This is a genomic window from Lyngbya confervoides BDU141951, from assembly GCF_000817775.3.
Lineage (GTDB): Bacteria > Cyanobacteriota > Cyanobacteriia > Thermosynechococcales > Thermosynechococcaceae > Lyngbya > Lyngbya confervoides.
On record NZ_JTHE03000009.1, the window covers coordinates 1 to 17,246 of the forward strand.

General features: G+C 54.3%; 16 protein-coding genes. 8 read left to right on the forward strand and 8 right to left on the reverse strand.

Annotated elements, in window-relative coordinates; genetic code table 11:
- Positions 1 to 629: prephenate dehydrogenase/arogenate dehydrogenase family protein (locus tag QQ91_RS01250; RefSeq protein ID WP_166278970.1), on the reverse strand; the 629-nt coding region annotated here is incomplete at its 3' end.
- Between the two features lie 181 nt (positions 630 to 810).
- Between QQ91_RS01250 and QQ91_RS01255 the strand changes: the two genes are divergently transcribed.
- Positions 811 to 2,694 carry a bifunctional diguanylate cyclase/phosphodiesterase gene (locus QQ91_RS01255; RefSeq protein WP_166278973.1) on the forward strand — a complete coding sequence of 628 codons (1,884 nt, stop codon included), beginning with the start codon at positions 811 to 813 and terminating at the stop codon, positions 2,692 to 2,694.
- A gap of 71 nt (positions 2,695 to 2,765) precedes the next feature.
- On the opposite strand, the gene QQ91_RS01260 is transcribed toward QQ91_RS01255, so the two are convergent.
- Both QQ91_RS01260 and QQ91_RS01265 read right to left on the reverse strand, forming a co-directional pair.
- A complete protein-coding gene (locus tag QQ91_RS01260; RefSeq protein ID WP_250833222.1) occupies positions 2,766 to 4,232 on the reverse strand; it encodes a dolichyl-phosphate-mannose--protein mannosyltransferase in 1,467 nt (488 codons plus the stop codon).
- Between the two features lie 3 nt (positions 4,233 to 4,235).
- Entirely contained in the window at positions 4,236 to 5,390 is a 1,155-nt protein-coding gene (locus QQ91_RS01265) for an HhoA/HhoB/HtrA family serine endopeptidase (RefSeq protein WP_250833223.1), read from the reverse strand.
- A 174-nt stretch (positions 5,391 to 5,564) separates the two neighbouring features.
- Between QQ91_RS01265 and queF the strand changes: the two genes are divergently transcribed.
- From queF to QQ91_RS01280, 3 genes are all read left to right on the forward strand, one after another.
- Positions 5,565 to 5,993 (forward strand): preQ(1) synthase, encoded by a 429-nt coding sequence (gene queF, locus QQ91_RS01270; protein WP_166278976.1) that lies wholly within the window; start codon positions 5,565 to 5,567, stop codon positions 5,991 to 5,993.
- 30 nt (positions 5,994 to 6,023) lie between these two features.
- Positions 6,024 to 6,428 carry a hypothetical protein gene (locus tag QQ91_RS01275; protein ID WP_166278979.1) on the forward strand — a complete coding sequence of 135 codons (405 nt, stop codon included), beginning with the start codon at positions 6,024 to 6,026 and terminating at the stop codon, positions 6,426 to 6,428.
- Positions 6,429 to 6,583: 155 nt separating this feature from the next.
- Positions 6,584 to 7,822 carry a 4-hydroxy-3-methylbut-2-enyl diphosphate reductase gene (locus QQ91_RS01280; RefSeq protein ID WP_166278982.1) on the forward strand — a complete coding sequence of 413 codons (1,239 nt, stop codon included), beginning with the start codon at positions 6,584 to 6,586 and terminating at the stop codon, positions 7,820 to 7,822.
- On the opposite strand, the gene QQ91_RS01285 is transcribed toward QQ91_RS01280, so the two are convergent.
- On the reverse strand, positions 7,794 to 8,462 hold the full coding sequence (locus tag QQ91_RS01285; protein WP_166278985.1) for an MBL fold metallo-hydrolase: 669 nt from the start codon (positions 8,460 to 8,462) through the stop codon (positions 7,794 to 7,796). The two genes, QQ91_RS01280 and QQ91_RS01285, sit on opposite strands and share 29 nt — an antisense overlap.
- A gap of 14 nt (positions 8,463 to 8,476) precedes the next feature.
- Here QQ91_RS01285 and QQ91_RS01290 point away from each other — a divergent pair, with 14 nt between their 5' ends.
- Positions 8,477 to 9,943, forward strand: coding sequence for a site-2 protease family protein (locus tag QQ91_RS01290; protein WP_166278988.1), 1,467 nt, complete (start codon positions 8,477 to 8,479; stop codon positions 9,941 to 9,943).
- Here QQ91_RS01290 and QQ91_RS01295 read toward each other — a convergent pair.
- The 4 genes from QQ91_RS01295 to QQ91_RS01310 all read right to left on the reverse strand — a co-directional run bounded on the left by QQ91_RS01295 (position 9,911) and on the right by QQ91_RS01310 (position 13,843).
- A complete protein-coding gene (locus QQ91_RS01295; RefSeq protein ID WP_166278991.1) occupies positions 9,911 to 10,327 on the reverse strand; it encodes a hypothetical protein in 417 nt (138 codons plus the stop codon). The two genes, QQ91_RS01290 and QQ91_RS01295, sit on opposite strands and share 33 nt — an antisense overlap.
- Positions 10,328 to 10,387: 60 nt before the next feature.
- Positions 10,388 to 11,305, reverse strand: a complete 918-nt coding sequence (gene secF / locus QQ91_RS01300) for a protein translocase subunit SecF (protein ID WP_166278994.1) — start codon at positions 11,303 to 11,305, stop codon at positions 10,388 to 10,390.
- Between the two features lie 39 nt (positions 11,306 to 11,344).
- Entirely contained in the window at positions 11,345 to 12,760 is a 1,416-nt protein-coding gene (gene secD, locus QQ91_RS01305) for a protein translocase subunit SecD (protein ID WP_166279184.1), read from the reverse strand.
- Positions 12,761 to 12,862: 102 nt separating this feature from the next.
- Positions 12,863 to 13,843, reverse strand: a complete 981-nt coding sequence (locus tag QQ91_RS01310; RefSeq protein ID WP_166278997.1) for an alpha-ketoacid dehydrogenase subunit beta — start codon at positions 13,841 to 13,843, stop codon at positions 12,863 to 12,865.
- A 217-nt stretch (positions 13,844 to 14,060) separates the two neighbouring features.
- Between QQ91_RS01310 and QQ91_RS01315 the strand changes: the two genes are divergently transcribed.
- The 3 genes from QQ91_RS01315 to QQ91_RS01325 all read left to right on the forward strand — a co-directional run bounded on the left by QQ91_RS01315 (position 14,061) and on the right by QQ91_RS01325 (position 16,976).
- Positions 14,061 to 14,363: a DUF6825 family protein gene (locus tag QQ91_RS01315; protein ID WP_166279000.1), complete on the forward strand. Its 303-nt coding sequence runs from the start codon at positions 14,061 to 14,063 to the stop codon at positions 14,361 to 14,363.
- 32 nt (positions 14,364 to 14,395) lie between these two features.
- Complete coding sequence (locus QQ91_RS01320) at positions 14,396 to 16,102, forward strand: ABC1 kinase family protein (protein ID WP_166279187.1); 1,707 nt, start codon at positions 14,396 to 14,398, stop codon at positions 16,100 to 16,102.
- Between the two features lie 139 nt (positions 16,103 to 16,241).
- Entirely contained in the window at positions 16,242 to 16,976 is a 735-nt protein-coding gene (locus QQ91_RS01325; protein WP_166279003.1) for a Stp1/IreP family PP2C-type Ser/Thr phosphatase, read from the forward strand.
- The last annotated feature ends 270 nt before the right edge of the window (positions 16,977 to 17,246 follow it).

The following is a 17,246-nucleotide window of genomic DNA, read 5'->3' on the forward strand; positions in this document are numbered from 1 at the left end:
GTACTGGCCAGGGACTTTGCCAGGGTAAGCACCGCCGAATCCTCCGTTTGCAGGCAACCCGTCAACAGCCCTGCACTCACAAAAATCGGCAGGTGCGAAATCAGGGCGACGGCTTGATCATGGGATTGCGGGTCCGCGAAGTGGAGCGTTCCCCCTACCGCTGCTACCAGATCTTGAACTCGCGCTTGGGCCACCGGATCCGTGCGAGGGGTAGGCGTCACCACAAAGGGACGGTTCAAAAATAAATGACGTTGAGCAGCCTGGATTCCCGCCTCTGCCTTACCGGCCATGGGGTGGGCACCGAGAAAGTTTGGCCACAGCGGCTCAAGGGAATTGACCACCGAGGCTTTGACCGAACCGACATCCGTGACAACGGTCTCGCTGGCAAGATAGGGCTGGATGTGATGAAAGACCTTGACCATGCTACCAATGGGGGTACAGAGCACCACCATATCCAGGTTCTTGAGGATCTCTGGTACAGTGGCCGCTTCGTCCACAGCGCCCATGGCCTGCGCCAGTTCACAGCTCTGGGAAGATCGACTCAAACCATAGACTCGATGACCGGTTTCTCGCAAATCCAGTCCCAAAGATCCGCCGATCAGCCCTAGTCCCACAATCCCAATCTGCATGAGGGGTGCCTATTTTGCTCCATAACGATATTTACTCTACGGTGCTTTGAGAGCAGGGTGGCATGTTTTTTAAACCCCGCCCAGAGATGACGGTTCCCTGGGCGGGGTTTGTTCTGAATCCCGTGAAGGTTTTTCTGATTTTTAGGGAAATTATAGGGGGGTGATTGTTCAGGAGAATGCAGTGGTTAACCCTGTGTCCATTGAAGCCGATCAGCACTACGCTCAATTTTTAGAGGGAATGGTGCGGGCCATCGGGAGTTTATTTGAGTCAACGGACCTGCATCAAGGCATCAGCCGTGCCCTGGCCCAGATTTGCGGGCTTACCCAAGCCGATGTAGCCTATCTACTCTACCTAGATGGGGCTGTGAACCAGCCCACGATCCAGAGGTGGGCAAAACCCTCAGCCCATCTGTCTTCCTGGTTTCACTATCTAAAGCGCGCCGGTCATCCCAGGCCTTGGGTGCAAGACGCCTTAAAAACTCCAGATTCCTGGCTCTGGCATGAGTTAAGTTTGGGGCACTCCATTGTCGGCGCCATCCCTGAGCTACCCTGGGAGCTTCAAACCCTGATAGGGGTCCAAACGGTCCAATCCATTCTCCTGCAGCCCTTGATGGACCAAGGCGCTTTAGTAGGAGTCTTGGGGCTAGAGGCCCACCAGGATCTCCAGTACTGGGGCGATCGCGAAGTGCAAACTCTCTCCCAATTTACGACCATTGTCGGAGAGTCCATTCGCCGCTCTCGACAAGCCACCCTGCTCTCCCGCAACGCCCTTCACGATACCCTCACTGGACTTCCCAATCGCGCCTTGCTGTTAAATCGGCTCAATCACTGCCTGGGGCGCATGCAGCGCAATTCCAGCTATCGATTTGCGGTGCTGTTTTTAGATTTAGATCGCTTTAAACCCGTGAATGATAGCTTTGGCCATCAGATTGGCGATCTGCTTCTGGTGCAAGTTGCCCAGCGGCTCTCGCGTCTGGTCAGACCGGGCGACACTGTTGCGCGTCTAGGGGGCGATGAGTTTGTCATTCTGCTCGATGATATCCAAACCCTTGAGGATGCAGAAGCGGCGGCTAAACGGGTCGATCAGGATTTACAGCAGGTCTTTGACGTCAATGGTCACCAGCTCTACATTGATGTCAGCATTGGCATTGCCCTGAGTCACCCAGATTTTAAAACTGGAGAAGACCTGCTGCAGCAGTCAGACCTGGCCATGTATCAGGCAAAGTCTGCGGGAAAAGGCTGCTATCGCGTATTTGACCGGGAGGCCCATGCTCAACGGTTAAAGGCCTCCCAGTTGGAAGCGCAGTTGCCCTTGGCGCTGAAGCAGGATGAATTTGAAGTGTTTTACCAACCTATTATTAATCTTAAATCGGGAGTCGTGAAGGGATTTGAGGCATTAGTGCGCTGGAACCACCCCCAGTTAGGCCGATTAAGTCCAGATCAATTCATTCCCATTGCTGAGGAAACGGGCCTGATTCAAGCCTTGGGTGAATGGGTTCTCCAGACTGCCTGCGCGCAGATGAGTGCCTGGCATGGAATGGTGCCAGGCCCAGCAAAGCCCAGCATTAATGTCAATCTTTCGGCTCGCCAGTTTGCCCAGCCTCATCTGTTAAAGTCTATCCAAAACATTTTGCATCGATCTCAGCTCGACCCTGCCTATCTGAATCTAGAATTAACCGAAAGCTGTATCTTTAACCGAGATCAAGAAACCCTGCGGCTGGTGCAGCAACTCCAAGAGCTAGGGGCGTATATTTATCTGGATGATTTTGGCGTGGGGTACTCTAGTCTGCAGTATCTCAACTTTTTCCCCCTGAACGGACTCAAGATTGACCGCAGCTTTACCCAAAAATTAAATTGCCACGCTCAAACCCAGGCCATCGTGCGTTCCGTCATTTCCATGGCCCAAGCCCTACAGATGGAGATCGTGGCTGAGGGAATTGAGAACTACCAGCAAACCCACTGCCTGTCTACTCTAAACTGTTGCTTTGGTCAAGGATTCCTCTATGCACCGCCCCTCTCGGGGGCGGATGCCGCCAATCTGCTAACCCAGCAACTTTCCTTTTAAGCCTCCTCACTTCTATGCACCCTCAGCCCCTCCCCCCTGCCTGCTAAATCCAACTGGCTACCTCTAACTGGCTAAATCCAACTGGCAAACCAGAGCCGCAATCGCCAAGCCTCTGGGGTGAGTGGCAGTCCCAAAAAGAAGGGTAGCCAGAAGAGGAAACCCCCAACGCAGAGTCCCAGCACCGCAAACCCTAGCTGTCGAACACCGCCGTGACGCGATCGCAGCAGCTCTACAATGGCCCATCCCAAGGCTAGAGTTCCAAAGAAGCTAGCCGGAAGATAGTGGTAGATAAATGCACAACGGCTAATAGCGGCCCAGGGCAACAGGTTCGCCAGGTAGTTCACCCCCAGATAGGCATAGACCCAGCTCGCCAAGGAGGAGACAGCAGAGTCTGTCCAGAATAGCGCGCACCCGAGCTGAATCAGCCCCCTCCCCAAAACCCACAGCAGTGCCAGGGTGGAGAACCACCACAGCACAGGGTTACCCATGGCATACACGCTGTAAAAATAGCGAGCAGCGGCCATGGGGAGGGTCGGCCCCAGGATTGGCAGCGGTTCTGCAAGGCTCAGGGCGCGCTCAAAGAAATAGCTCACCGGGCGCAGCATCAGGGGCCAGCTGTACCAAGTGGAGCAGTAGGCATGGGTTTCAGCGCCGCTTCCCACCCGCGAGTGATAGGCAAACATTTCATAGTTAAGGCGCCAGAGGTTATAGCCGGGATTCTGCATCAGATGCGGAATCCACTGCAGCCCGTAAACGATCAGAGCCACCAGAGGCAGCAAAATGAACAGATCAAAGAAGGTGAGGCAACGCAGATTTTGCAGGGGCAGAGCAGCCTCTTTGGAAGGATTTTCTCCCGCTAGCCCCCTGACCTTTGACCTATGGAGGCCTGTCTTTTGAAGGATCTGACGAAACCCTCCCACCCCGACCACGATTAGCCACAGCAGATGGAACCCAAACAGCAATCCCAACCCGTTCCATTTCACCGAAACCGTCGCACCAAACAGTAATCCCGCCAGCACAATCCAGGCACGACGTCTCCAGCCTGGAGCAGTAATGGCCAGCATCAGGCAAAGCTGACCGGCTAAGCCGAAAAAAACCAGGTAAATGTTTAAAAGGGCATAGCGAGACTCCACCAGAAACAGCCCATCCAGGCAAAGCAGAAAGCCACACAGCAAGGCAACCCCTGTTCGACGGGTCAGCTGAAAGGCCAGACCAATCCCAATTAACGGAATCCAGGATCCCACTAGAGCGTTCATCCAGCGAAATCCCCAGGGATTAAAGCCTTCTAGGGCAATACCGAGGGCAATTAAATATTTTCCCAGGGGGGGGTGGGCGTCAAAAAACGGCGTTTGGGTGAGATAGTTCTGGGCAAATTTCGCAAAATAAATTTCGTCAAAAACGAGGGTGTTAAAGCGTCCCAGTCCCCAAAATCGCAGTCCTAGGGCCAGCAGCCACAGGCCCACAGTCCCCACTCCCAACCAGAGAGCGGCACGAGGAGGTTGTCGTTGATGGCCATGGGCCGAAGCATTTTGCAGCACGGTCTAAACCGCGTCCGAGAGCTCGCCGGTACGAACTGTCACGCTTTGGCTGCGATCGCCCCGGCGCAGGGAAAGGGTCAGCCGTTGTCCCACCTGGGATTGCTCCACCAGCTTTTGCATCTGGTCAGCGGTCTGAATCTCCTGATTATCCACGGCCACAATCACGTCTCCAGAGCGAATTCCAGCCCGTTCGGCGGGGGTTCCCTGCATAACCTTCATCACCAAAACCCCTTCCACTTCCGGCAAAATCATCGGTGAATTGGGATCTTGGTTATTCTGACGGGCCAGCTTCGGGGTCAGGTTAGCCATTTGCAGCCCTATGTAGGGATGTAAAATTTTCTCTCCTCGCACGAGGCGATCCTTTAAACTTTTTGCTTTGTTAATGGGAATGGCAAAGCCAATTCCCATGGCATCAGCTCGAATGGCGGTATTAATGCCAATTACCTGGCCCTGCTCATTCAACAAAGGTCCCCCAGAATTCCCCGGATTAATGGCCGCGTCGGTTTGAATAAACTCCAGGCGCTTATCGGGAATACCAATTTCTGCGCTGGATCGGTGCAGCGTGCTCACAATGCCGAGGGTCACAGTATTATCCAACCCCACCGGGTTGCCCACGGCAATGGCCCAATCGCCCACCTGGATCTGATCTGAATCTCCCAAATCCGCCGTTGGCAGGGGATCTCTCCCCGGGACCACCTTCACCACGGCCAAATCCGAAACATCATCGACCCCGCGCACCTCGCCTTCAAAGATGCGCCCATCTTTCAAGGTCACTGACACCGTATCAGCTCCATTCACCACATGGGCATTGGTCAAAATGATCCCGGATTCATCAATAATGAAGCCCGATCCCTGGCCACGTACTAGGTCTTCTCGCGGCACATTAGGAAACCCATCTAAGCCCAAAAACTCGCGCAGAAACGGGTCATTCAGGCGCGGGTCTAGGGCAGGGCGGGCAATGCGTCGCTCCGTATCGATCCGAACCACGGCCGATCCCATGTGCTTCAGGGCATCCGAAACAAAATTGTGGGGCGGAGGCGTTGCGCCTGGCGAGATGATCGCTAGGGTTGAAGCCGCGTAGCCGGGTTGACAGCAGATCGCCAGGGTCCACAGAAAGGTCAGGAAGGCGACAAAGCAGCGCTGAAGCATGTCGGTCATAGGGATTGAGGAACTTAGATTCACAAGGCTTGAGTGGCAAGGATGAACCCACCACCCAATCTAAAAACGGAACTAGAAACAGAACTAGAGCAATCCTAGTAGATTGCACATTAACATGAGTAAAGTTTAGCGAGATCTGTTTGTGGATTGGGCCGTGAATTGCCCTTAAACTCTATGGAATCTAATGTAGAAAAGGTAGAAACTCAAGGGCGCCCTGAGGGCAGCGCCCCCCTCAAGTATGGCGAACGCCTGATTGAAGCCGGAAAGCTGACCACCTTTCCAAATCCGCGGGTGGGGCGAGAATACACCATTCAGGTGGCGCTGCCCGAATTTACCTGCAAGTGCCCTTTTTCAGGCTATCCAGACTTTGCCACGATCCAGGTGGAGTACGTGCCGGACCAAACGGTGGTGGAACTCAAGGCCCTGAAGCTGTACATCAACAGTTTCCGCGATCGCTATATTTCCCATGAAGAGGTGGTTAATGTCATCCTGGATGATCTGGTAGCCGCCTGTCATCCCCGGTCGATCACGGTCAAGGGGGACTTTTCCCCTCGGGGCAACGTCCACACCGTCATTCAGGCCCACCATCACCCATCGAGTTAGACCGTGGCCAAGGGCCTTCGGTGCATCACCATGGCAGCTGTTTCTACTAATCCATTTCTAGAGCTCAGCGAAGCCTGGATGAGTCTGTACCCCACGATTCACTGGTTGCTGCATCACCCCGTGCTGAGTTTAATTCTGGGGTTTCTGGGGCTTTACCTGCTCTGGGGACTGCTCCGGGGGCTGGTGCAGATCACGGAAAATCTCTGGATTCGGCTGCTGAAGTCGCCATGGTGGCTGGCAAAGATCCTCTGGGAAGCCGCTGGCAGGCGACTGCATTTGATTGCACCGGGGACCATAGCGTCCAGTGCACCAGCCAGTTCCCAGCGCGATCGCCTCCTGGAGGTGATCGCCCAGCTTGAGGCTCTCCAGCGAGAGCAGTCCCAACTCCTGCAAGCAGCCAAGGAGCAGCTACAGAACCTGGATCGCGTTCGCTAGGGAGCGGGCAGTCAGTCCTCGGGGACCTGCGGCCCCAGATGACCTGGCTCCAGGGATAGGGTAAAGTTCAGTACATAAGCCTCACCCAGCCAGCTTCACGGCGGCAGCGGGATTGTACACCTGTTCAATTTCAACGGTTAACCGACAACAACGCCATGGACACAAAAGCCTTTAAGCGATCGCTGCAACAGTCTGACAAATATTTTAGGAAAGGGTTTGGCCATGATGCCGAAGTGTCTTCACTGCTTGCTGAGGAATACGAAAGCACCCTCATTCAGGAGATTCAACGTCAGGGCTTCAAATTAACCCGTGGCAATGTCACCGTTGTGCTGGCCCAAGCCTACGGATTTTGCTGGGGGGTTGAGCGCGCCATCGCCCTGGCCTATGAAACCCGGCGGCAGTATCCCCAGGAGCAAATTTGGATTACCAATGAGATCATCCACAATCCGTCGGTGAACCAGAAGCTCAAGGAGATGCAAATTAATTTCATCGCGGTGGATAGCGAGGGCCATAAGGATTTCTCCCAAATCGACCAGAACGATGTGGTCATTCTGCCCGCCTTTGGCGCCAGCGTGCAGGAAATGCAGCTGCTCAAGGAGAAGGAATGCGTGATCATGGATACCACCTGTCCCTGGGTATCCAAGGTGTGGAATAGCGTTGAAAAACACAAGAAAAACGACTACACCTCCATTATTCACGGCAAGTATCGGCACGAAGAAACCATTGCCACCAGTTCCTTTGCCGATCGATATTTGGTGGTGCTTGACCTAGCGCAGGCCCAAGAGGTCTGTGACTACATCCTTGACCCAGGTCAGACGCCCCAGGAACGGGCACAGAAAAAACAAGCCTTCCTTGAACGCTTTCACCCCGCCTATTCCGAGGGCTTCGATCCCGAAACCGACCTGCTGAGGGTGGGGATTGCCAACCAAACCACCATGCTCAAGGGGGAAACGGAGCACATTGGTAAGCTCTTTGAGCGCACCATGATTCGGAAATACGGCCCGGCCCACATCAACGAACACTTTTTGAGCTTTAATACCATCTGCGATGCCACCCAGGAACGCCAGGATGCCATGTTCGAGCTCGTGGAGCAGTCAGTTGATTTAATGGTGGTCATCGGGGGCTACAACTCCTCCAACACAACTCACTTGCAAGAGATTGCCATTGAGCGCGGAATTCCGTCCTACCACATTGACAGCGCCGATCGCATTGGTCCGGGCAATCGCGTGGAGCATCAACCGCTAAAGCAGCCGATCACGGTTGAGGATCCCTGGCTACCGGAGGGCCCCATCGTGGTGGGAGTCACCTCAGGGGCCTCCACACCAGACAAGGTGGTCTCCGATATTTTAGAGAAGATCTTTAGCCTCAAAAACGCCCTGACCCCGGCCGCTTAAGGAGAAGGAAGGCCTGCTGCGCCGCCTGGATCTGGCGGTAGGCGTTTTCGATATATTTGCGCCCGCGCAGCAGGCCGAGGTTGGCACCGGGCAAAATGTATTGCAAAGTTTCAGGGGAAAACTCTTGGACGAGCCGTTGCAGCTGTTGCAGCTGACGCGGCCAGTGAAAGGTTTTAGCGGTTTTGAGGGGGGCGAGCTGGCCCTGGGCGTTGGGCAGCAAATGACGGCCTGAGAACAAAATGCCGCCCAGGGCTGCACAGTAATAGCAGCTTGAACCAGGAGAGTGACCGGGGGTCCAAAGCAGGCGATCGCCGTCCGCCCAAGTGCAATCCTCACCAAAGGATTGCACCACCAGAGGCCTCACCCGATAGGCTTCCTGCTCGTGAATGACAATTTCGCAGTCAAGGTGGGCCTGTAACTCTGGAATTTGCGGACTCAGGCCACCGCGGTGGGTCACAATCAGGCGATCAACTCCGCCATGGGCCTGGAGAAACCGTTGGGTTTTCTCTCCCCAAGGGGGACAATCAATCAAGATGTTCCCGTGATTTTTTACAATAAAGTAAGCCGTTCCTCCAAGGGTGTGCCGATTGGGAGAAAAGGCATAGATCGAATCAAGGACGAGTTGAGGTTCTTTACTCACAGCTGGGAGTTTTCATGCACTGGATCTTGTTTGTTTTGGGGTTTACCCTATACCTCATTGTCCGCTATCGCGTTGCCCCGATCACCCAAACTCCGGCTTGGCTCCTTTGGTTTGTGCTGATGATTCCCGCATTTATCATGGGAATCTGGACAGTGCTCTACGGCGATTCGCAATCGCTTCCCCAAGGGCTGCTCGTGGTCAGCTTTGTGTTTAGCGCCCTGTCCTATATTTTGCTGGTGCAGGCTGGACGCAAACCAACACCTAGCGCAAACCCAGATCAGGAAAAGGCTCCAGGCATTACCCCGGAACCCAGCAAGCCCAAAAAAGTGCTAGATTCCCAGGAGGAAAGCCAGTTGCAGCACTGCTTCCCCTGGTCTATTTACTATTTACAAAAAATTGACTACCGACCCCAGGCCGTGATCTGTCGGGGTCAGCTACGCTCTGATCCAGCCGTTGCCTACCAAACCATTCGGGAAAACATCCAGGGCCAGTTTGGAGAGAGGTTTTTAATTTTGTTTCAGAGCAACCAGCCCGACCAGCCCTACTTTGCCCTGGTTCCCAATCCCCAACGTCAGCGTCAGGGGCAATCTCAGGGAATGCAGTACGCCATCGTGGCCCTGCTCTTGGTCACCACCCTGCTCACCACCACCCTGGCTGGGCTCTCAATGGCCCAGCCAGACCTGGATCCGCAACAGCTGATTAAAACGCCGACTCTCCTGCAACAGGGGCTTCCCTATGGCCTGGCCTTGATGGCCATCCTCGGGGTCCATGAAATGGGTCACTTTTTGGCGGCGCGCTACTATCGGCTCAAAGCATCGTTGCCCTTCTTCATCCCCTCCCCCTTCTTTCTGGGCACCTTCGGAGCCTTTATTCAGGTGCGATCGCCCATCCCCAATCGTCGCACCCTGTTTGATGTGGGGATTGCCGGTCCACTGGCGGGCTTGCTGGCAACCCTGCCCTTTCTCCTTTGGGGACTCGTGCATTCTGAGGTGGTTCCAGTGCCCACCAGTGAGACAGCATTGCCCACCCAGGCCTTTGACCCAAAGGCGTCCTTTCTGTTTTTTCTATTCTGTAAGGTGATTTACGGCGCCCAGCTTGGCCTGGAGCAGCGGATTGACCTGCATCCAGTGGCGATCGCCGGTGGGTTAGGACTGCTGGTGACGGCCTTGAACCTGATGCCCGTGGGCCAGCTCGACGGCGGCCAGATGGTTCATGCCATGTTTGGCCAGCGCCAGGCCGCGCTGATTGGCCATGTGTCGCGACTGCTGCTGTTGCTGCTTTCCCTAATCCAACCGAGTCTATTGCTCTGGTCAATTTTTCTGCTGTTTATGCCCGTGGTTAGCCAGCCTGCCCTCAATGATGTCTGTGAGCTCAATGATGCCAGGGACCTCCTCGGTCTGGTCTCCCTGGCACTGCTGCTGGCCATTATCCTACCCATGCCAACTGGTCTAGCAAGCTTTTTTGCCTTGGCACACCCATAACCAGAGCGGGTGACTATCCCCCTGGCGACGAATTTTTAGAACCTGGTCAACCAGTTTCCGCTGCTCCATCTGGGGTAGGCCGCGAATAATATTGCGGCTTTGCCACATCAGCACCGCCAGCGTCATGCCCACGCAAAGCCCGAGGCCCATCGCGGCCAGAAAATGGTAGCGCAGACCGTAACGCAGGGCCGCCCAAGTGAAATAATCCAGCATGAACCCAAAGGTTTTTCGCAGGCTCCAAAGGCTAGCACTGCCAATGGTTAACCACAGGGATAGCACCAGGCACCAGCGCCCAATCACCCCGATCTGGTGCAGGCGCATCACTTCCCGGTACAGGCGGGTGTTGTTCTCAAGTTCAATTAGCTCAAATAGTTGACGACCCATCGCTGACGACCCATCGCTGACAACCCATCATTGACAACCCATCATTGACAACTCCAGAATTCACGAGGATTGTTCCCGCCACCAAGCAAAAACCGAGCTGGCTACGAAAATGCTGGAATAGCTCCCGGAGATGAATCCCACGATCAAAGCCAGGGCAAAGTACTTTAAGGTTGCCCCACCAAACAGAAAAATTGCGATCAGCGGCAGGGTGGTGGTTAGACTGGTGTTGATGGAACGGGCCAGGGTCTGATTAACAGACGTTTCCACAATCTCGGCCACCGCCCCGTCTGAGTGAGCCTTCAGATTTTCCCGGACTCGGTCGTAGATGACCACTGTATCGTTCACGGAAAAACCAATAATCGTGAGCACCGCCACAATAAACAAGCTGTCCACCTCAACCCCAAGGGTCAGGCCTAAAATCGCAAACAGGCCCAGGGTAATGGTGACATCGTGGAGCAGGGCCGCGATCGCCCAGAGGGCATAGTCAAACTCAAACCGCACGGTCAGATACAGAGCAATACCCAGGGAGGACACGAGCAAGGCCAAGAGCCCGGAGTTGAGCAGTTCTTTTCCGAGGGTTGGGCCTACCGTATCAATTTGCGTTTTGGCTTCATCAAAGGCGCCAATTTTTCCCCGAAGTTCTTCGAGTAGGGGAGTTCGAGCCGCCTCATCCAAGGGCGGGGTGCGAATGGAAAGGGTCTGGCCGGTCTGCCCCACCAGCTGCACACTGCTGTTGCCCAGATTTCTTGAGGACAAAACCGATCGCACCTCCTCCAGGGGAATCGGTTGGGCGCAAGCCTGGGGGTCGGAGCAGTCTCGCTCAATTTGCAGCCGCGTTCCCCCTACAAAATCGAGTCCTGGCTTGAGGGGAGCCTGAAACTGCACCCAGCTGACCCCCATGGCGATCACGCTTAACACCAGCGCAAGCCCCGAGATGGCCCACCAAGTCTTGCGCTGTTTCGTAAGGGAAATGTGCATAGATTATAGACAATACGGCTGAAGAACAGGGGCACAGAACTACTGAGACGCTAGCTCAATTTTGCCAGGATAGAACAGCTTGATGTTATTGCGCAGCCCCGGAAAGTTGAGAACCGCAAACAGCATGAGGGTGCGACTACAGGTCACCGCGGTAAACATGCTGACGCAGATTCCAATTGCCAGCGTCAGCGCAAATCCCTTCACCAATCCTGATCCCAACCAGTAGAGCGCCGCACAGGCAATCAAGGTGGTTAAATTACTATCCAGGATGCTGGAAAAGGCCTGACTAAACCCTGACTCCACCGAGCGATAGAGGGTTTTGCCAGCCCGCAATTCCTCGCGCGTGCGCTCAAAAATTAAGACATTGGCATCAACGGCCATCCCAATGCTCAAAATAAAACCTGCAATGCCAGGCAAGGTCAAGGTGACAGGCACCAGCATAAAAATGGCAAAGGTCCAGAGGGTATAGAGGGAGAGCGAGATTGCGGCAAAAACCCCAGGGAGGCGGTAATACACCACCATAAACGCCAACACCAGTCCCAGCCCCACCAGTCCAGCAACGATGCTGCTGCGGATACTATCCTGGCCCAGGGTTGCCCCAACGGTGCGATTCTCGACGATCTTAATCGGTAGCGGCAGTGCCCCGCCGCGCAATTGCACCGCCAGCTCGTTGGCGGTCTGAAAGGTAAAATTGCCCTCAATGACCGGCGTGCCGCCAACGATGCCCGTACTGGCGTACTGAGCACCCACCACCGGGCTGCTAATGAGTCGCCCATCCAGGAAAATCCCGAGGGTGCGTCCGGTCCCGGCAATTTTTTGGGTGAGCTGGGCAAATAAATCCGCACCTTGAGCATCAAACCGCAGCGCCACATCCCAGGTTTGGTTACGGGCAGAGGGAAAGGCTTCTTTAAGATATTTTCCGGTCAGCCCAGTCTTTTCGTAGAGCTGCTGGGTGAGTTCATTGACCTGGGCTTGTTTCGCCTCCAGTTTGGCCTGGGCTTGGGCGATCGCCTCTGGGTCACCCGCGGCACTCGCCTCCTGCAAGGCCCGCAGCAGATCAAAGCGCTCCTGCTCCCGCACCTGAATTTGGGCTCTTAAATCCCCATTGGCCGCTTCCGTTCTAAACTCCAGCTGAGCCGTGGTCTTGAGGATGCGTTCAGCATCCTTGGGATCATTCACCCCAGGGAGCTGCACCAGAATCTTATCATTGCCTGCCACCTGCACCACTGTCTCCGAAACCCCGAACTCATTGACGCGGTTTTCCACCACCTGCTTGACCCCCTGTAAGTCTTCTTCGCTCAGGCTCGGAATCTCTTCGGTGGTCTGCACCTGAAGCAACAGCTGAGATCCACCCCGCAAATCCAACCCGAGCTGCACGGGAAAGCGGAGCAAAACATACAGAGCCGCCAACACCAAGACAGCAATCAGGCCCAAAATAATACGCTGTTTTCCAATCACAGGAACCTACCTCAGCAAAGCAAGACATCGGCAACGCAAGCTTGTTCAATTAAATAGCGTCTGAATTCGTTGCCCCAATAATCGCCCAATTAATTTAGCCTAGACCTTCAAGGCCAGCATCTGCTTGACGGCCTCAACAATTTGGGGAGGTTGAACAATCGTTAGACTCTCCAACATCCCGTTGTAGGGCGTGGGAATATCTTGGGAGGACAACCGCATCACCGGCGCATCCAGTTCATCAAAGAAGCGCTCCATAATTGAAGCCGACAGCTCCGCACCCACGCCTCCCGTTTTCATGCACTCTTCCACAATCATGACGCGATGGGTTTTACGAATTGAGGCTCCGATGGTTTCAAAGTCAAAGGGCTTCAGGGAAATTAAATCAATAATTTCTGGGGTGATGCCCGCTTGATCTAAGGTTTTAGCCGCCTGAATAACGTGATGCCGCATGCGCGAATAGGTCAAAATCGTAACCCCCTCACCAGACTGCACCACCTCGGCTTTATCCAGGGGCAGCCAATATTCTTCCTCGGGCAGGGTTTCCTTCAGGTTATAAAGCAGCACATGCTCGAAAAAGAGCACCGGGTTGGGATCACGAATGGCAGATTTGAGCAGCCCCTTGGCGTTGTAGGGCGTAGAGCAAGCCACAATTTTGAGGCCCGGAACCGCATGGAAATAGGCTTCCAGCCGTTGGGAATGCTCCGCACCAAGCTGACGCCCCACCCCACCAGGTCCACGCACCACAATTGGAACCTTAAAATTCCCCCCGGAGGTGTAGCGCAGCATGGCGTTATTGGCGATTTGATTAAAGGCCAGCAGCAAAAAGCCCATGTTCATCCCTTCGATGATGGGCTTGAGACCGGTCATCGCGGCCCCTACGGCCATTCCGGTAAAGCCGTTCTCGGCAATTGGGGTGTCCAGCACACGTAAATCGCCGTACTTTTTATACAGGCCCTTGGTGACCTTATAAGATCCCCCGTAGTGACCGACATCTTCTCCCATGATCATCACCGTGGGATCATGGGCCATTTCTTCGTCGATCGCAGCTCTGAGTGCATTAAATAGTAAAACTTCGGCCATACTGTCTCCGAACTGCTTCTAAACTGGAAATACGTCACCCTCTCGCATCCAACCGACTCGCCCTAATTGGGAGTATCCCTGCGCAAAAGGTCTAATGGATACGTTAGCAGAAGAAGGTCTATTTTCATCGGTGCCCGCCAATCAGCCGGGGGATTGTGCAACCGAGTTATAATTTTTGCAACGCCTTTCAGCAACATTTCAGTCAAAGTTCTAACTCATGAGTAATCCACTGGTTCATGCTTTTTTCCTAGGCCGGGCAACGGCTGAGGTTCTCTCGGAAGGAATAGAGCATAAGTTCACCGATCTAATGAGTGCTGTGGGGCAATTCGATGCAGAACAGCGCGATCGCCTGCGTCAGTTTACGCAGGAGGTCATGGATCGAGCAGGCCATGCGGAATCCTCAGCCCCTGACTCAACACCGGGCGCAGCTAGCCCCGCCGATCTCCAAGCCACCCTAGATGAGCTGCGGGCTGAAATTGCCCAGTTGAGGTCAACCCTGCAACGCTACCGCCAGTCGTGAGATTAGACAGTCTAAAATCCCCCGCCTATTCCCTGCCCGCACAAGCCCCCCCGAAGGTGGAGCGCTACGCTTACCGGTGGAACCAAGAGAACTATTCTCGCCTCCGTCGGTTCATCGACATTTGGCTGTTTGTGTTCAGACTGACCGCCTCGCGCTGGCTGATGAACAAAGCCTGGAGCTATCGCGGCGGCATGACGGAGAGCAACAAAGCCCGACGTCGTCGTCAGCAAGCGATCTGGATTCGGACAACCTTGCTCGAACTTGGCCCCACTTTCATTAAGGCGGGGCAACTTTTTTCAACGCGCTCCGATCTGTTTCCCAGCGAATATGTCGAAGAGCTATCTAAGCTTCAAGATCGGGTGCCAGCCTTTAAGTTTGATCTGGTGGAGCGGATCATTTGGCAGGATTTTGGTAGAACCATCCCAGATCTGTTCAAAAGCTTTGACCCGATTCCCCTAGCCGCAGCCAGCCTGGGACAGGTTCACAAGGCTCAGCTCCACTCTGGCGAGGAAGTCGTCGTCAAAATTCAGCGCCCAGGACTCAAGAAGCTTTTCGACATTGACCTGCGCATCCTAAAAGGCATCGCCCACTATTTTCAAAACCATCCCAAGTGGGGACCAGGACGCGATTGGCTAGGCATCTATGCTGAATGCAGTCGCATTCTTTATGAAGAGATTGATTACCTCAACGAAGGCAAGAATGCAGATTTATTCCGGCGCAACTTTCGGGAGGTCAGTTGGGTCGATGTTCCGCGGGTATATTGGCGCTATGCATCCCCTCAAGTGCTCACCCTCTCCTACAAGCCGGGCATTAAAATTAGTCACTACGAAGCCCTTGAGGCCGCAGGCATTGACCGCAAGCTGGTGGCCCGCCGCGGCGCTGAAGCTTACCTGCGACAGCTGTTGCACAACGGATTTTTTCACGCCGATCCCCATCCTGGAAACATTGCGGTAAATCCCCAGGGGGGATTAATCTTTTACGACTTCGGGATGATGGGGCAGATTGCCACCGTCACCCGAGAAAAACTGCTCAATACGTTTTTTGGTATTGCCCGCAAGGATGCCCAACAGGTCATGAATGCACTGGTTGAGTTGGGTGCCCTTGCCCCGGCTGCAGACGAAGGCCCTATCCGAAGGTCTATTCAGTACATGCTGGACAACTTTATGGATCAGCCCTTTGAGAGTCAGTCCGTGGCCCAAATCAGTGATGATCTGTATGAGATCGCCTACAGCCAGCCCTTTCGATTTCCCGCCACCTTTACCTTTGTAATGCGGGCCTTTTCAACCTTGGAAGGGGTTGGAAAAGGTCTTGACCCAGACTTTAACTTTATGGAAGTTGCGAAACCCTTTGCAGGAGAACTTATGACAAACGGAGGAAACAGTCCCAATACAGAAAATAGCGGTCTTCTCGATCAGCTGAGTCGACAGGCAGTTCAGGTCAGCAGTTCTGCCCTCGGGCTGCCCAGCCGCCTCGATGACACCCTCAACAAGCTGGAGCAGGGAGATGTCCGCTTACGGGTGCGTTCGATTGAAACCGACCGGGTCTTACGCCGCCTCAGCTCCGTCAACATGGGCACCAACTACGCCCTCCTAACCGGTAGCTTTACTATCACAGGCACCATCTTACTGGTCAATCAGCTCTTTTGGATTGCCCTAATCCCCGGTGTACTGGCCTTGATTAGTGGGATTGCCTTTCTGCGGCTGCTGCTCAAAATCGACCGCTATGAGCGCATGTTTTAGTGGTCCTGGCTGCTGATTTTGTTGAAGAAATGGGGAAAGCTAGAGGAGGTGAGTGATTCTCATGGCAATGACTACACCGAAACACCTTTACAGGATAAGCTGACCTTTGTCCCCTCTTAATCAGTTTCTAGCGAAAAACATGGAACGTCTGTTCGCCGGGTTAAGCGATACTGGAGTAGTTCGCAAATCAAATCAAGATGCCTACCACATTGACAAGCCGGCTGGACGCTTCGTGGTCGTCGCAGACGGAATGGGAGGCCATGCCGGGGGACAAGAAGCCAGTCAAATTGCCACCCAGGCCATCCGTCAATATTTGGAGACAAGCTGGGGAGAGTCCGTGGATCCGGAGGCACTCTTGCGTGAGGCCCTGGTCCAGGCCAACCAAAGCATCCTGGAAAATCAAAAGGAGCACCCAGAACGTAGCGATATGGGCACCACTGTGGTCGTGGTCATTTTTCCAGAAAATGAATCGCCTTGGTGTGCCCACGTGGGAGACTCACGCCTCTATCGATATCGAAATGAGGAACTTGTGCAGCTGACCGAAGATCACACCTGGATTGCCCAAGCCATTAGTGCCGGGATGCTGGATGCCGACCAGGCGCGTGAACATCCCTGGCGACACGTCTTAGCCCAATGCCTGGGCCGAGAGGATTTAAGTCGGATTGATATTCAACCCATCGATCTGCAAGCTGGCGATCGCCTCCTCCTGTGCAGCGATGGCTTAACAGAAGAGCTTTCGGATGATCTGATCCTCAAATATCTCAACGCCACTGTTCCCCTAGAGGAGGCCTCTGAAACGCTTGTGGAGGCCGCCAAGGAAGAAGGGGGTCAAGACAACATCACCGTCATTCTCGTGGAAAGTCAGCACAATTAATTGTGCAACCTAGCCCTCCAAGGCAGGGGCAAAACGAACCATCCCCGCCCAAGGCCCGCCCAAGGGAGTAAGGCGTTCCCTGAAGGGGGAATAGAGCCCCCTTTATACCTTTATATTCGCTATTAGTATATTAGCTATTAGCCTTTGCGTTGCCTTGACTGGAACTTGCAAGCAAGCGGCCCTTGCTTCTAAACCACCCTACGCCGTCCAAGGGGCGCTGCAGATCCAGATTGAATCCAAAGAGAGCGTTTGGTCTACCCACAGAGGCAT

Bases quoted from the DNA above. Each gene is read 5' to 3' on its own strand.
- QQ91_RS01265 (WP_250833223.1), bottom strand. From the start codon at position 5,390: ATGACCGACATGCTTCAGCGCTGCTTTGTCGCCTTCCTGACCTTTCTG.
- queF (WP_166278976.1), top strand. From the start codon at position 5,565: ATGGAATCTAATGTAGAAAAGGTAGAAACTCAAGGGCGCCCTGAGGGC.
- QQ91_RS01275 (WP_166278979.1), top strand. From the start codon at position 6,024: ATGGCAGCTGTTTCTACTAATCCATTTCTAGAGCTCAGCGAAGCCTGG.
- QQ91_RS01280 (WP_166278982.1), top strand. From the start codon at position 6,584: ATGGACACAAAAGCCTTTAAGCGATCGCTGCAACAGTCTGACAAATAT.
- QQ91_RS01290 (WP_166278988.1), top strand. From the start codon at position 8,477: ATGCACTGGATCTTGTTTGTTTTGGGGTTTACCCTATACCTCATTGTC.
- QQ91_RS01295 (WP_166278991.1), bottom strand. From the start codon at position 10,327: ATGGGTCGTCAACTATTTGAGCTAATTGAACTTGAGAACAACACCCGC.
- secF (WP_166278994.1), bottom strand. From the start codon at position 11,305: ATGCACATTTCCCTTACGAAACAGCGCAAGACTTGGTGGGCCATCTCG.
- QQ91_RS01310 (WP_166278997.1), bottom strand. From the start codon at position 13,843: ATGGCCGAAGTTTTACTATTTAATGCACTCAGAGCTGCGATCGACGAA.
- QQ91_RS01315 (WP_166279000.1), top strand. From the start codon at position 14,061: ATGAGTAATCCACTGGTTCATGCTTTTTTCCTAGGCCGGGCAACGGCT.
- QQ91_RS01325 (WP_166279003.1), top strand. From the start codon at position 16,242: ATGGAACGTCTGTTCGCCGGGTTAAGCGATACTGGAGTAGTTCGCAAA.